Genomic DNA, 16474 nt, shown 5'->3' on the forward strand with positions numbered 1-16474 from the left:
TATTTTCAAGGCTTGTCCCGGATAGGAAATCTGGTACATACCGCCGGGAGTTCTGTACTTGGGCAATCTCGGTTTTTGATTAAGTTGCCCTTTCTTGGCTAACTTTTCTAAGGCTCGGAAAGAGCTAAAAGATTCAGCAACAGATTTTAGCGATTGTTGGGCAACTTGAGAGTAAAGTAAACCGTAGTTTTCATGAGATTTGGTGATTTTGTACAACTCAGGATATTGGACAGCACTTTTGTCCTTGAAGTATCGTTGCCGACTTTCGTAAGTACCGACATTAAATAGGTTATTTGACCATCTTAGTAGTTGCTCAACAATGGTTTTGTGGAATCCCTTTAAATGCCAAACATCTTTTTGTACTGCGTACATTTAATTTACTGTTTGTTGTCATAGGTTTAGTATACAGCAATTGCCTACCTGTGGACACCTAGCTACTTGGTCTCTACTGCGGGGAATATCTGTACAGAAACAGTTAAGCGTTACATTGAAGCTCAAATAGAGTAGGCAGGATAAATCCTGCAACGCCCTTTCATCCCAGGACTAAAGTCACAGGGTTTTCAGGGTATTTCTTATAAGTTGAATTTTGGGCGATCGAAGCCATGATTTGAGTACCCTTGGCAAACTGGACAGTCCTCGCACCTACCTGGAAAGCGTCCCAAAGTAGGTAGATTGTCTCGGTTTCACCTCGAAGTCTAATAACCCTCCACAGTCTATTCACGTTTGGGGTCAAAATCAGGGATGGGATGACAAGTCTTGAGCCCCTTGATAAAATTGGGAGTCCCAATTATTAACCCTGAATTTATTATGACTGAGACAATCTAGGTAAAACCGGATAAAACGTTAAATATTTCGGATGACCATTTCATGCTACTGGCTCTGATTAAATTATGAAAAAATGTCTAATTTTCTTAATAAATTCCCCACAACCCTTGGGCAATCAACGGCTAAATCATGCTAGATTATTATTGTTAATAAAGTGATATTTAGGATGACTGATTCGATCGCTCGCCGCTTGGAACAATACACAGTAAAACGCCCTCAAGAAGTTTTAATCGTGAAGGTTGAAAGTGAGGGCGAGTTAGATGAAATTTCTATTTTTAAAGGTTTTTCTAGTTCCCTAGTGCGATCGACTGCCTTCGATCCAGATATACCAGTTTTACCGGAGGGAGCCAAAATTATCAGTGTCGATCGCCTTGCAGGACCCTACAATCCCAATAACCCCCGCTATCTTCAGCAAGGGCTATCTTGGGAAACAATGCAATCTCTATTGTCGGAAGTTGGGATTTAACAAAACAGTAGGGACACAACAATGTTGTCTCCTTACAATTAATCTGGCGTAGGGAAACGGCACTGCCCATAGGTGTCAACTTAAGCTGTCAGCCCGCCAAGTTCATTGGTCATCCCGCGAGTCCGACAGGGGTTTAAACCCCTGTCTAATAGCTAAAGTCCTCTCAAAGAGGACTAAAGAGTTCTTCAGTCCTCTTTGAGAGGACTTGCGCTTTGAGGCAGGGGTTTAAACCCCTGCCGGACTATTGGTTCTACCTTAAGTTGACACCAATGGGCACTGCCGTGTCCTCTACAATTAATCTGGCGTAAGGAAACGGCACTGCCGTGTCCTCCATATCATTCTTAGTCCTAGAGTGTGCCGCCAGCAGCCTGAAAACGAGCTCGCGCACGTTTGATTGCTTGCTTAGCTTGAATTTGCTCTTGGAGAGTGCCATTAGCGGACTTTTCCAAACGAGCTTCTGCTTCAGTGTAGGCAGTACGAGCAGTTTCTTTATCAATTTTGTCACCTTTTTCGGCGCCATTGACCAGAACCGTCACTCGATTTTCTTGGATTTCTGCAAAGCCACCCATCAGAGCAATAGACACCCACTCCTTACCAGGACGGACGCGCATCACACCGGTATCCAAAGCAGTCAACATCGGAGCGTGACCGCTTAAAATACCCAATTGGCCTGTAGTGCTCGGCAGAATTACTTCTTCAGCATTGGAATCCCAAACAGTTTTGTCTGGGGCAACTACGCGCACAGTTAATGTCATAAATTGTCAGTTGTCAGTTGTCAGTTGTCAGTTGGCAGTTGTCAGTTGTCAGTTGGCAGTTGTCAGTTGGCAGTTGTCAGTTGGCAGTTGTCAGTTGTCAGTTGTCAGTTGGCAGTTGTCAGTTGGCAGTTGTCAGTTGGCAGTTGTCAGTTGGCAGTTGTCAGTTGGCAGTTGTCAGTTGTCAGTTGTCAGTTGTCAGTTGGCAGTTGTTAGTCGTCAGTTGTTACCAATAACAAATAACAAATAACAAATAACTACTGCCAACTGCCAACTGTCTACTGCCAAATGACTAATGACTAAAATTACTTGGCATCAGCCTTCATTTTTTCACCTTTGGCGATCGCCTCGCTAATGTCGCCCACCAAATAGAAAGCTTGTTCTGGTAAATCATCAAGCTCACCAGCAAGAATCATCTGGAAGCCCTTGATAGTATCTGCCAGCTTGACATACTTACCAGGAGAACCGGTAAACACTTCAGCCACAAAGAACGGCTGCGATAAGAACCGTTCAATTTTGCGAGCGCGAGACACGGTTAAGCGGTCATCTTCCGACAGCTCATCCAAGCCCAAAATTGCAATAATGTCTTGCAATTCCTTGTAGCGTTGCAGAGTGGATTGCACTTGGCGAGCCACACCATAGTGCTCTTCACCCACGACGCTAACTTGCAACATCGTAGACGTAGAGTCCAACGGGTCAACCGCAGGATAAATACCCTTGGCAGCCAAACCACGAGAGAGTACAGTTGTAGCGTCCAAGTGAGCAAAAGTCGTAGCTGGTGCGGGGTCAGTCAAGTCATCCGCAGGCACGTAAACAGCTTGCACCGAAGTAATCGAACCTTCGGTAGTGGAAGTAATCCGCTCTTGCAAGTCACCCATATCAGTACCGAGAGTCGGCTGATATCCCACAGCAGAAGGCATCCGACCCAACAGAGCAGATACCTCAGAACCCGCTTGTACAAAGCGGAAGATATTGTCGATAAACAGCAACACGTCTTGTTTGCTGACATCGCGGAAGTATTCGGCCATCGCTAGAGCAGAAAGGCCCACGCGCATCCGAGCACCTGGTGGCTCGTTCATTTGACCGTAAACCAGAGCAATTTTTGATTTGCTGCGGTCTTCTTCATTAATAACCCCGGACTCGATCATTTCCTTGTAGAGGTCATTACCTTCGCGGGTACGCTCGCCCACACCACCGAACACGGATACACCACCGTGAGCCTTAGCGATGTTGTTCACGAGTTCCATCATGATGACGGTTTTGCCTACGCCGGCGCCACCGAACAAGCCGATTTTGCCTCCACGGCGATAAGGTGCCAGGAGGTCAATCACCTTGATTCCAGTTTCAAACACCGAAGGTTTGGTTTCCAGTTCGGTGAAAGCTGGGGGGTTGCGGTGGATGGGCATACTTTCGGAAGTATTGACCGGGCCAAGGTTGTCTACGGGTTCGCCGATGACATTAAAAATCCGGCCTAGTGTGGGAAGACCAACGGGAACTTGGATAGATTCTCCGGTGTCTACCACTTCCATGCCACGCACCAAACCGTCGGTGGTACTCATGGAAACCGCGCGCACTTGACTGTCTCCGAGCAGTTGCTGAACTTCACAGGTAACGGAAACCTCTTGACCTGCTTCGTTTTTCCCGGAGATTGTGAGAGCGTTATAGATTTGGGGCAGTTTGCCGCCGGGGAATTTGACGTCTACGACCGGCCCAATGATTTGGGTGATGTAGCCTACGTTGGTTTTTGTTGCGGTGGATACCATGAATAGTGCCTTTGTTAGGATTCTATTTTTCCGATATTGGAAAAACTCTTAACATTTAGAAATGCTATTCATCAGATTACCACTGAACAGACTCACTATTGAGATTTATACCGGGCTACTTAAAAGTCATTTTTTCGCCGGCTGGTAATGTTTTTTTTGGCTCGCGCCGCGCCCAAAGCCCCGATCCCCAGCATCGTACCCAACACTGACATTGGTTCGGGGACTGCCTGAGCTGTGACACTAAATTGTTGAAAGTCTGCCTCACTGGGTCCTTGGCCGTCATCAAAGGAAATTTTGGTTCCTTCAGCCAGTTGTGCCAATGTCACAGATTGAAACTGCTCTGGGCCCTTGCCAGCATTGACGTTGCTGAAGGGTTCTGTAGAGTTGTAGTTGAGGCTAAAATTCCCAAATACGGCTTGTTGACACCCAATGGCCAGACAATCTGTTCTGCCGAACTTGCTTTGGGCAGCAAACCAGAGGCTGCTGTTCATAAATGTGCTGCTGGAGACGTATTGCTCGAAGGGTTTGCCACTGCCGGTGTCACTCCACAGTAGTAGGGCATAAATTTGATCCTTAAGAAATGTGAAAGTTTGGCTGATGGCTCCATTGTTGGAAGTGACAGCGTTGCCGAAGCTACCTTGCCAGTTATTGGCAGGGCCGTTATCTGAGGGTTTAGTTTCGGTAAACAGACTGGATATATTGCTGTAGCCTGTGTTGTTTGGCAGGGATTGAGCTACCCACAAGCTGGACTGGTATGCTCCCTGGGAGCGATCGAATGTAAAGCTAATATCCGTATCTTCATCAAATTGGATGCCAGTAGTCCCAAACATAAAAGCTGAGGCTGGGGTACAGATACTCAGAACCACTGTTGCTGCTAAACTAGCGACAGTAAACGATGTTTTTTTTACTAAGGTTAAGGCAGTCATAACCCTGATTCCTCCACAAAATTATTAATGTACTAAGGCTGAGAATGCTTGCTGCAAGCTAGACTGAATGAGGCTTGGTCTGTCCTGCTAGATGATTGAGGACGATCGCGTGGGCTTCGGGACTTACTCTACAGAGCGGTATCAGCTATCAGTGTCTTTGAGTAAAAGACTGGCTATTACTCTAGGAATTTTCACTTACACCAGACTGCCACACTTTAATCTCTACCAGCAAGTTTTGCAGCTACTCTATATCTCCAAAATACAACATTTATTTCGGTTGCCAAGGGTCTCTAATTGACTACAACTCTTGCCAATATTAGGTTTTACCAATTATAAAAATTTTTTATGAGGCGACTTTATGAAGTTTTGATAAAGTTAATCGGAAAAATATAAAGTTTGTACTGAGGAATGGGGAATGGGGGAATGGGGAATGGGGAATGGGGAATGGGGAATGGGGAATGGGGGATTGGGAATGGGGAATGGGGAATGGGGAATAGGGAATGGGGGATTGGAATTAACACAAATAACAAATAACAAATAACAAATAACAAATAACTTTTGCAGTCGGATTTTTTAATACCTTTATATTGACTTGGTAAATCTTGACACTGCTTAGCTATTGAGTTATATTGGCATGGACGAATAATTATAATATTAAATTAATGAACGCGAATCAACTGCATTTAATTCGAGGGTTATTCACAATTGGGTGGCTGAGTGCAGTGGCTTTACCTGCGACTGCACAACCAATCATCCCAGCAACAGACGGTACGAATACACAGGTTACTACCAATGGCAATCGCTACGATATTTCTGGGGGAGCTTTCAGCGGAGATAAGGCTAATCTGTTTCACAGTTTTACTCAGTTCAATCTCAGTGAAGGTCAAATAGCTAATTTTTTGACTAATCCCAATATCCAAAACATTCTGGGACGGATTAATGGTGGGAATCCTTCGTTAATTAATGGATTGATTCAAGTTACGGGTGGGAATTCTAATCTATTTTTGATGAATCCTGCGGGGATGATTTTTGGGCCTGGTGCTAGCTTGAATGTGCCTGGTTCTTTTAATGCTAATACGGCGACGGGGATTGGTTTTGGGGGGAATCAGTGGTTTAATGCGATCGGCAATAATAATTGGGCGACTTTAATTGGCAATCCTAATAGTTTTGCTTTTACTAATTTGCAACCTGGAAGTATTGTTAATGCTGGGAATTTGAGCGTTCAAAGCGGTCAAAATTTGAGTTTAATGGGCGCTACTGTGGTGAATACTGGTCAGTTGAATGCGCCCGGTGGGCAGATTTCGATGACAGCAGTACCAGGTCAAAATTTGGTGCGAATTTCTCAAGCAGGAAATTTGTTGAGTTTGGAGGTGCAGCCGACGGCTAATCAGGGTTTGTTGCCGAATAATTTGACGCAATCGGTGTTATCTTTGCCGGAATTGTTGACTGGAAAAGGTGTGGAACAGGCTACGGGTTTGGTGGTAAATCCTAATGGTGAAGTGGTATTGACGGGGGGTATTGCGGTGCCGATGAGTCCGGGAACTGCGATCGCCTCTGGCACTCTCAATGTCTCTGGTAACACTGGCGGTACTGTAACTATACTAGGCGATAAAGTAGCAGTTATTGGGGGCAATATTAATGCTTCTGGTGTTAATGGGGGCGGTAATGTACTGATTGGCGGAGATTATCAGGGTTTGGGGACGGTACCCAATGCTGCGCGGACTTTTGTGAGTGCTGATTCGACGATTAATGCTGATGCTGTGAGTAATGGGAATGGCGGGAGAGTCATAGTTTGGGCTGATGAAACTACTCGCTTTAACGGCAATATTTCGGCTAGGGGTGGTTTGTTTTCTGGGAATGGGGGTTTTGCGGAAGTGTCGGGAAAGCAATCGCTGGATTTTCAAGGATTAGTTGATTTGCGATCGCCTTTGGGCATTGCTGGCACCTTATTATTAGATCCTACTAATATCACGATTAGCACAGGTGCCGATGCAGGTGGCGGTACATTAGGGGGAGTATTTACTCCCTTTGCGGCTACTTCTACAATCAATAATGGGACGCTGCAAACACAGCTAAATAATGCAAGTGTGACTATTTCCACTGCATCTAATTCTGGTAGTGTAGGTGATATTACAGTCAGCGCTCCGGTATCTTGGACTACTAAAAATTCTTTGACTCTGAATGCTAATAATAATATTACTATTAATAATGATATCACAACTCAGGGAGGCAATATTACTCTGAATGCTGGAGGTGGTCTAAGTATCGTGAGTTCTACGATTAATACCAATGGGGGAAATTTCCGGGGTAATGGTCAGGGGAATGCTACCTTGGGGAAGGGAATCGATATCCAGGGCAGCAAAATTAATGCCGGAAGTGGGAACATTAACCTCAATGGTGTTGCAGGAAATACGGCAAACAATATTGGTATTTCCGTGGATGCTGCTAGCACATTGCAAACTACTGGAAGCGGGAGTATTACTCTGAATGGAACTAGCGGTAGCAGTGTTAATAGTTCGGGAATAGTTTTACGTGGCCCTAGGATAAGTTCAGTCAATGGGGATATCACTTTGACTGGTAGCGGTAAGGGGGTTGGAGAAGGTATTTATTTAACTTCCAGTGCAGTGGTTGAATCAACAGGAACAGGTAGTATTAACCTGACTGGAACTGGTGTGAATGGTACGGGTAGCAATGTAGGGATTTTGATGGATAATACCAGCACAGTTCGATCGCTCAATGGCAATATTACCCTCAAAGGTACTGGTAGTGGCACGGCTAGCCAAAATACGGGGATGAGCATTAATAACAGCACAGTGGAGTCTATCGGAACAGGAAGTATTACTTTCAACGGTACTGGCGGGAATGGCACATTTAATAATCCAGGGATCACTGTTAATAGTAGCACTGTGCGATCGGCTGGGGGCAGTATCAACCTGACTGGTAACGGTGGTGGAACTTTAATTCAAAATACTGGCGTTGATATCAATAACACTACAGTGGAGTCCAAGGGGAACGGGACTCTTACTATCATCGGTACCGCAGGAAATGGGACGGATAGTAATCAGGGGATAAATATTGATAATCCCAGTATAGTGCGATCGCAAAATGGAGATATCACCCTCACTGGAACAGGTAAAGGCAGTGTGGGCAACAACAGGGGCATTTCAGTGTCCGGGGTGGTAGAATCTACAGGCACTGGGAGTGTGACTCTCAGCGGTACGGGAGGAAATGGGACTGATGGTAATCAAGGCATATCAGTTGCACCTGGTACTGTCAAAGCATCATCTGGAAATGTCAGCTTGACTGGTACTGGTGGTGGGACTGGGGGTGTCAACGAAGGTATATATATAGATAGTGGTGCTACAGTCCAAACCGCAGGCTTGGGAAAGGTGACGCTGACGGGGACGGGCAGTGCAGGGACGGGCACTAATTCCGGGATCTGGCTCAACTCAGGCAGTGTAAAATCGCAGAATGGAGATATTGCTTTAACTGGTACTGGTGTAGCGACATCAACTAGCAGCTACGGCATTAACTTCGGCACGGGCATACCGATCCCGGCGGTGCAAGCTACGGGAACTGGTAATATTAGCCTCACGGGAAAGGCTAATAACAATTCTATTCCGATTAACCTGGTTGGCGGTGCGATTGATGCGCAGTTAGGCGGCAATGTGACTTTGACTGGGGATGAAATTCAACTATCAGCAACAAGTCAAGTTAAAGGTACTGGGACTATCCAGTTGCAGCCATTGACTCCCAGTTTAGATATTAGTGTGGGTGGTAATACTGCGGACTCTCGTTTGAATTTGAGTGCAGCGGAACTAGCACCTCCGGTATTGAATGGGTTTTCCCAAATGATTATCGGGCGCACAAATGGCACTGGTGCGATCGCCATTGACCCTGCTGGTGTTACTTTTAATTTACCCGTCACCATGCAAGCGGCCAGCATTGCAGTCAATGGAAACATTATAGGTGTAAACAATGCTTCAATTACCTTTAATGCCCCAACGACCAATTTTTTAGCTAATTCTAATATTATCACCAACGAACAGAATATTATCTTTGGTGGGAAAGTCTCTCTCGCTACTAATTCTAATATCGCTCTGAATACAGGGTTAACCAATGCGGGTAATATTAATTTTGGGGGAACTGTTGACGGGGGTGGCAATCTAGTTTTGACTACGGGAACAGGTGTGATTAATCTCAACGGGGCAATTGGGGGGATAGTGCCTTTGGGTTCGCTGAAAATAGCCAATTCTCTCAATGTTACCAGTCCGATCGCCATCGCGATTACAGCTACAGGTGATATTACTACTGGCGATACGACAAATCCCGGACGGGCGATCGCCTTGACCAGCAATAATGGTACGATTACAACGACTTCCACAGGGGCGATCGATACAAGTTCTACTACCGGAAATGGAGGCCCGATTACACTCAGTGCCAACAAGATTAACGGGGGTAATCTTAATTCTAGTTCCACTGCTGGCAATGGTGGAAACATCACCCTCACGGGCAAAACAGGCGACATTGTGGCAAGTGCAGGTGCAATTTGGAACTCTAGATCTACTTCTGGTACTGCTGGAGATATGGCGATCGCAACTCCCAATCAAGTAGGGGTAAATGTGATTGATGCCCAGGGATTGTCCGGTACTGGAAATATTACCATTAGTGGCAATGAGATGGGCTTTTCGGGAGGAGTAGATTCCGTCAAGAGTCAAGGTACTTTGTCAATTGTGCCGTCTGCGCCCAAGGTTGGCATTCGTTTCCAAAAAGGACTTGCTGATGATCCAGGGGCGATCGATTTAGGACCACAGTTTTTATCCTCCTTGCGTAATGGCTTTAGTAAAATTGTTTTCGGGAGTAACACTACAACCGGGAATATTACTGTAGACAATTTGCCCATATCTTTTCAAGATCCTGTGAGTTTCAATACTCAAGGCAATATTTTGGTCAATCCCAATCAATCTATTTCGGGAACTGATAATGCTTCCATTACTCTCTATGCTACCATTAATAACCTGAATGGCAATATTACCACCCAATCTCAAGATATTACAATTAACGGCAATGCCCTAGTTGGCAATAATGTCTTGGTGGGAACGGGCAATGCAGCAGGCGGGAATATTCTGTTTAATAATAACATTAACGGCAGTGGCAATCTCACCTTAGAAACAGGTACGGGAAAGATTGATGCGATCGGGGCGATCGGCAACACCACAGCATTAGGAAATCTCACCGCCAATACTTCCGGTACAACTACCTTTAATGCTATCACAGCTAATAGTCTGACCACGAATACTGGCGGTACAACTCTACTCAATGGCAATGTGACAACCAACAGCCAGACCTATGGAGATGCAGTCACCATAGCCAACAATCCCACTCTAGCCGGTAGCGCTATTACTTTCAATGATACCGTTAATGGCAATAGCAATTTGACCGTAAATGGTGGCAGTGGTAATGTGACATTCACCGGGGCTGTAGGCAATTCCACAGCATTAGGAAATATCACCGCCAATAGTTCCGGTACAACTACCTTTAATGCTGTTACAGCTAATAGTTTGACGACGAATACTGGCGGCACAACTCTACTCAATGGCAATGTGACAACCACCACCAGTCAGACCTATGGAGATGCAGTAACCATAGCCAACAATCCCACTCTAGCCGGTAGCGCTATTACTTTCAATGATACCGTTAATGGCAATAGCAATCTGACCGTAAATGGTGGCACTGGTAATGTGACATTCACCGGGGCTGTAGGCAATTCTATTTCTGTAAGCGGGTTGCAGATTAGTGGAAAAAATATCACTGCTAATGCGACGGTGAATGTGGCGGGAAATATCCGTATTTCCGGTGATACTATTAATTTATTGCAGAGTGTAACTACCACCAATAACGGTACGCTAACTCTCAGCAATACCGGGAATGTGAATATTGGTAATAATCTGAATTTAGACGGTGCTTTGATTCAAAATGGCTTGGGAAGTGTGGGGCTGAAGGGAAATATCACCACGACTAATGATAATATTGATTTTAGTGGCCCGGTGACATTAAATGGTCCTGTGAATTGGGGAGTGGGAAATGCCAGGATTGCTTTTGGTTCAACTTTATCCGCCGGGAATAATCCTCTGAATCTCACCGCCGGTGAAATTGATTTTTCTGGGAAAGTTTCTGGTACTAATGTGCTAACGCTGCAACCGGCAACTGTGGGACAAAATATAGTGGTTGGTGGGACTGATAATAATACTAGCGCTTTGGATTTGACTGCATCGGAAATGAGTTTGCTTCAAAATGGCTTTAGTTCGATTACTATTGGGCGATCGGATAGCAGTGGAAATGTGACTATTCCTAATAATCTGAGTTTTTCCGATCCGGTAAATATTCAAACGAAAAGTGGTTCGATCGCCCTTAATGGCAATATTACCGCCAATGACAACAGCAGCATCAGTCTCAATACTCCCACCTTGAATTTGAATGGTGGTATCACTACTACCAATCAGGGTATCGCTATTAAGGGGAATGTCACAGTCGGTAAGGATGTGGGTATCAGTAGTGGTGGTGGTAATGTCAGTGTCACAGGTGCGATCGACGGCGATCGCCGTTTGAACATTGATGCTGGTAAAGGTAATGTGGTATTGCAAGGCAATATCGGACAAACCACAGCACTTTCTGGTTTGAGTGTTACGGCAACCAATACTAATTTAGCTGGTAATGTTACCACCAATAATGGCGGAATTACGATTAACAGCGCTTTGGGCTTAAGCCAAAATGCTAAATTGAGTTCTGGAGGGGGAAATATTGACTTTGGAGGGGCGATCGACAGTGTTAATGGCAGTTTCGATCTAAATGTCGCGGCTGGTACTGGCACTGTCACTTTCGGCACACCAGTTGGCGCTACGAGACAGCTAGGAAATGTGGCGATCGCCAATGCTGGTAATGTGACAGCCAATTCCTCAATTAACGCTCAAAGTTTGACTGTAAATAGTACCGGAAATATTAATGTTTTGGGAGATATTACTGCTTCTAATTCTGGAAATGGCGGGGCGATCGCACTTTTGAGCCCAAACGGCACTGTCAATGTCAAAAATTTAACCACATCGGGAAATATTGGCGGTAATATCACCGTAGTTGCTAAAGATTCTATTACCGCAAGACAAATCAATGCCAGCGGTATAGTCGGAAATGGTGGTAATGTTTCCTTAGATCCGATCGGCGATATTCAAGTCAGTTTCATCAATGCCCAAGGCGGCACTAGCGGTACTGGTGGGAATGTTTTTGTTTCCTCCACAGGCGGATTTTTCCGCGCTACAGATTCTTTCCCAACTCTACTTTCGCCCACAGGATTTGCTAGTATTTCCACTGCTGGTGGCATCGGTGGGGGAAATATCACCATTAGACACGCTGGAGGCGATGGTGGCCCCCCAATTCAACCCTTTGTGGTGGGGGATGCTACTATCAATGGCACGGCTGCTGCAATTATAACTGGACAATCTACAATTCAATCGCAGTCCTTTCCCGGCTCACAGAATGTAGGTAATATTGCATTCAATACTGATGACGCCACCATCACTCCCACCCCAACTCCCACTCCTAGTGTCACTCCCACTCCTAGTGTCACTCCCACTCCCAGTGTCACTCCCACTCCTAGTGTTACTCCCACTCCTAGTGTTACTCCCACTCCTAGTGTTACTCCCACTCCTAGTGTTACTCCCACTCCCACGCCCGCGATAACTCCCACGCCCAGTGTCACTCCCACTCCCGCGATAACTCCCACGCCCAGTGTCACTCCCACTCCCAGTGAAACTCCCACTCCCAGTGTTACTCCCACGCCCGCGATAACTCCCACGCCCAGTGTCACTTCCACTCCCAGTGAAACTCCCACTCCCACGCCGGCGATAACTCCAACTCCAACGGCGCTTGTAACTTCAACTCCACCGATAACTGTCACAAATCCGACTGAAACTCCACCGATAACTGTCACAAATTCGACTTCAACTCCACCGATAACTGTCACAAATTCGACTACAACTCCACCGATAACTGTCACAAATTCGACTACAACTCCACCGATAACTGTCACAAATTCGACTACAACTCCACCGATAACTGTCACAAATTCGACTGAAACTCCACCAATAACTGTCACAAATTCGACTGAAACTCCACCAATAACTGTCACAAATTCGACTGAAACTCCACCAATAACTGTCACAAATTCGACTGAAACTCCACCAATAACCGTCACGAATCCGACTGAAACTCCACCGACAACTGTCATAAATCCACTGGATAATCAGGAAAAAACAGTAATAAACCAGCCGGGAAATCCGCAGGTAACTGTCATCAACCAGCCGGCAATTCAGCAGGTAACATCAACCCTAGAATCTGTCGAAGTACCCGTAACACCAATCACCACAGCCACAGCCATAGCCACAGCCACGCCCACAGAACCGAAACCAGAATCTTCCACCCTCAATCCAGAAGACTCTCAACCTCGCAAAATCTCACCCTTAGACAATCCTGGCGATATAGGCGATCGAGTTTTAACCATCGAGCCCAGTATCACCAGCCGGTTGTCCCACAGTGGTGTTATACCTCCAAAAGACTCAACACCATCAACAATTGTCAACCCTAATGGAGTTCAAGTTCTGGGATATGTTCCGTCTCCCGATCGCATTTTTGAACAAAATAACCTACAAAAAACAGTCTGGGAAATCGAAAAAATTAGAAATCAAGAATTTTTAGAACATCTGGGTGTCACCGCCAATATCCCAGAACCCAATGTTATGATTAATAAATTTCAAAACACTTTACAAACCATCCAACAAAAAACAGGTAGGCGGTCTGGTATTATTTATCTAGTTTCCAGATCAGAACAATTAGAAATAATCTTAGTTCCTCCCCTAGGACAACCGATTCGCTACAGCGTACCCGCAGCCAACAGATCAGCTTTATTCCCCGTCGTCAAGCAACTACGGGATGAAATTACTAATCCGAGAAAAATCAACACTACCACCTATTTGCCACCCGCCCAACAACTATACAAATGGTTGTTCTCACAGCTAGAGCCTGATTTAGAAAAATTAGGCATTCATACCCTGTTACTATCAGTAGATCCAGGGCTGCGCAGCCTACCATTTGCGGCTTTACACGATGGGAAAGCCTTCTTAATTGAAAAATATAATTTTAGTCTCATTCCCAGTTTCAGCAATACCAATACCGATTATCAATCTGTGAGGAGTGCCTCATTATTAGCAATGGGTAGATCGGAGTTTGTTGAGCAAAAACCATTGCCCAGTGTACCACTAGAATTACAGGTAATTAATGGTGAGTGGAGCGGACAATCTTTTCTCAATTCGACTTTCACTATAGATAATCTCAAGTCCCAACACACACAGGGAGGCTTTCGGATCGTTCACCTAGCCACTCATGCTGAATTCCTACCAGGAAAATCCAGCAATTCTTACATTCAAATGTGGAATTATAAATTGCAGCTAGATCGCATGGAAAGTTTGAATTGGCGCAATCCCCAAGTCGAGTTGTTGGTGTTAAGTGCTTGTAGAACGGCTTTGGGCGATCGGGAAGCAGAGTTAGGTTTTGGAGGCTTAGCTGTCAAATCCGGCGCTAAATCTGCCCTAGGGAGTTTGTGGTATGTTGATGATGGAGGCACTTTGGGGCTGATGAGTGAATTTTACAACCAACTTCGAGGATCGATAATTAAGACAGAGGCTCTGCAACTTGCTCAACAGGCGATGATTGCTGGTAAAATTAGGATGACAAACCGACAGTTAGTCACAAGCGATGCCACTTTAAATTTACCTCCTAATTTACAGCAATCAAACCGCAATTTCTCTCATCCTTACTATTGGAGTAGTTTCACTATGATTGGAAATCCTTGGTAATTTCACAGATGTAGGATCGGATATAAATAGACTCAAAAGTCGGGATTTTTTTGGAATTACTTTATAATTAGGGGAGGGTAGAGCCATCACCGTAATTTAATCTAATTTGGTACAAATTGTACTTGACAAACAAAGTAGTTTAAGCATAAGTATCTCTGGAAGCAACACATACTTGACACCGCAACCAGATAAGTGAGATATACCAGATTTATGGTATACTTACTTTCCACTAGCATTGATTGCTGAGTGCGATGTGCGATCGAGTTATATCATTTCCGGTGGGATCGGAATGATTTCACCGCAGAGAGCGCAGAGAACACAGAGAGATATCGGAGAGATGAATAATTCTGATGAAGAGAGGATTTGATATTATCCAAAAAATAGCAATTGCAGCATTGGAAATTTAAGTCGGGAGCAGCTATTGTATTTTTACCTATAAATGGTATGGTTTAAGATGACATAATCCATCGCAGGTAATTATATGCCGTCATCGAGTTGGAAACATATTTCTCCAACAATTGAGAAAATATGGGACATTTCCCCTAAATCCGTACTAGATATTGGTATTGGTTTTGGTAAATGGGGATTTCTTTTACGAGAATATCTGGAAATTGGGCAAGGAAGATATAACAAATCGGAATGGCGTATTAAGATAGATGGCATTGAGATTTTTGAGCCTTATATTCTGGAGACTCATCGGTTTTTGTATGACCAGATTTTCATAGGAGACGTACAAAAAGTTATTGATGATGTCAGCAACTATGATTTAATCATTGTTGGTGATATTCTTGAACATCTACCTAAAGATGAAGCCGTCGCTTTAATTGAAAAAATCATCAAAAAAGGGAAAAAAATTATCATTAATATTCCCTTGGGATTATGGCCACAAGAAGAAGTGTTCAACAACCCACATGAAGAGCACATAAGTTCCTGGTGTATCGAAGACTTTGAAGCTTATGATGTTGTTTCAAAGGAGGTATTTCATTGGATTGATGGCAGCGAATTGTTACTCATAGAAATTAAAGGATTACATTTTTAAATAAACATCCCGATAGCAGAGCAGCAAAGTTGCTATAAATCATCCCACTATCGTGTAGGACTCTGATTAAGACCACGGTCTTCATCCAATCATGTACCATTAAATTAGCAAAAGTAGCTAGGGTTTATATTACTATAGCAGTCCTTGCAGGAGTCGTAAAGTTTTTTACCCCACCCCAACCCTCCCCTTATTAAGGGGAGGGAGTAAGAAATTCACAAATGATTTAGGATTGCTATAGCTACATTGCTGATATGATTGCTTGATATTTAGATTGAAATATGATAGAATAAGTCTAAATTTTTCAAGTTTCCATTTGCAAACATCTTGCAAAATATACAATTTCTCATTTTTTTACACCTATGAGTCCTCTGAGTTTTTCTTATATCCCAGAAATATCAATTATTGTACCTACTTACAATCGAGCTAAATATTTGAGCGATTGCATTAATAGCGTACTCAATCAAACCTTTAAAGATTGGGAGTTACTTATTATAGATGATGGCAGTCAAGATGATACATTTGACATCATTAATCCCTTTCTGGAAAAACATGAAAATATCCGCTATTTCAAGCACAAAAACCGGAAAATGGGATTATCCAGAAATGCTGGTATTCAAGCATCTTTCGGTAAATACATTACTTTTCTAGATAGCGACGATCGATATAAGCCCAATCACTTAGAATCCCGTTTGGAGTATATGAAAGCTAATCCTGAAGTGGATTGTATTGCGGGGGGTTTTGAGACGGATGGAGATATTTTTGTAGCTGATTATTATCAACCTGGAAAACTAATTAATG

8 protein-coding genes and 1 pseudogene are annotated in these 16474 nt (G+C 44.2%); 5 read left to right on the forward strand and 4 right to left on the reverse strand.

Annotation, left to right across the window (positions count from 1 at the left end):
- Nucleotides 1-372: pseudogene (locus AAFP11_RS26215) on the reverse strand (RNA-guided endonuclease TnpB family protein); the annotation flags it as partial.
- A gap of 619 nt (nucleotides 373-991) precedes the next feature.
- Between AAFP11_RS26215 and AAFP11_RS26220 the strand changes: the two are divergent.
- Nucleotides 992-1291 carry a hypothetical protein gene (locus AAFP11_RS26220; RefSeq protein ID WP_341739665.1) on the forward strand — a complete coding sequence of 100 codons (300 nt, stop codon included), beginning with the start codon at nucleotides 992-994 and terminating at the stop codon, nucleotides 1289-1291.
- Nucleotides 1292-1638: 347 nt separating this feature from the next.
- On the opposite strand, the gene atpC is transcribed toward AAFP11_RS26220, so the two are convergent.
- Nucleotides 1639-2046, reverse strand: coding sequence for an ATP synthase F1 subunit epsilon (gene atpC, locus AAFP11_RS26225; RefSeq protein WP_341739666.1), 408 nt, complete (start codon nucleotides 2044-2046; stop codon nucleotides 1639-1641).
- Nucleotides 2047-2063: 17 nt separating this feature from the next.
- Here atpC and AAFP11_RS26230 point away from each other — a divergent pair, with 17 nt between their 5' ends.
- The gene (locus AAFP11_RS26230) at nucleotides 2064-2279 is read left to right on the forward strand and encodes a hypothetical protein (RefSeq protein WP_341739667.1); all 216 of its coding nucleotides are present in this window, start codon (nucleotides 2064-2066) and stop codon (nucleotides 2277-2279) included.
- Nucleotides 2280-2348: 69 nt separating this feature from the next.
- On the opposite strand, the gene atpD is transcribed toward AAFP11_RS26230, so the two are convergent.
- On the reverse strand, nucleotides 2349-3806 hold the full coding sequence (gene atpD, locus AAFP11_RS26235) for a F0F1 ATP synthase subunit beta (protein WP_341739668.1): 1458 nt from the start codon (nucleotides 3804-3806) through the stop codon (nucleotides 2349-2351).
- 119 nt (nucleotides 3807-3925) lie between these two features.
- Nucleotides 3926-4732 (reverse strand): PEP-CTERM sorting domain-containing protein, encoded by an 807-nt coding sequence (locus tag AAFP11_RS26240; protein ID WP_341739669.1) that lies wholly within the window; start codon nucleotides 4730-4732, stop codon nucleotides 3926-3928.
- Nucleotides 4733-5394: 662 nt separating this feature from the next.
- Between AAFP11_RS26240 and AAFP11_RS26245 the strand changes: the two genes are divergently transcribed.
- From AAFP11_RS26245 to AAFP11_RS26255, 3 genes are all read left to right on the forward strand, one after another.
- The gene (locus AAFP11_RS26245; RefSeq protein ID WP_341739670.1) at nucleotides 5395-14637 is read left to right on the forward strand and encodes a CHAT domain-containing protein; all 9243 of its coding nucleotides are present in this window, start codon (nucleotides 5395-5397) and stop codon (nucleotides 14635-14637) included.
- Between the two features lie 481 nt (nucleotides 14638-15118).
- Complete coding sequence (locus tag AAFP11_RS26250) at nucleotides 15119-15676, forward strand: class I SAM-dependent methyltransferase (protein ID WP_341739671.1); 558 nt, start codon at nucleotides 15119-15121, stop codon at nucleotides 15674-15676.
- Nucleotides 15677-16035: 359 nt separating this feature from the next.
- Nucleotides 16036-16474, forward strand: a 439-nt coding sequence (locus AAFP11_RS26255) for a glycosyltransferase family A protein (protein WP_341739672.1), incomplete at its 3' end; no start/stop codon positions are given.

The organism is Microcoleus sp. CAWBG640 (assembly GCF_020883015.1).
GTDB lineage: Bacteria > Cyanobacteriota > Cyanobacteriia > Cyanobacteriales > Microcoleaceae > Microcoleus > Microcoleus anatoxicus.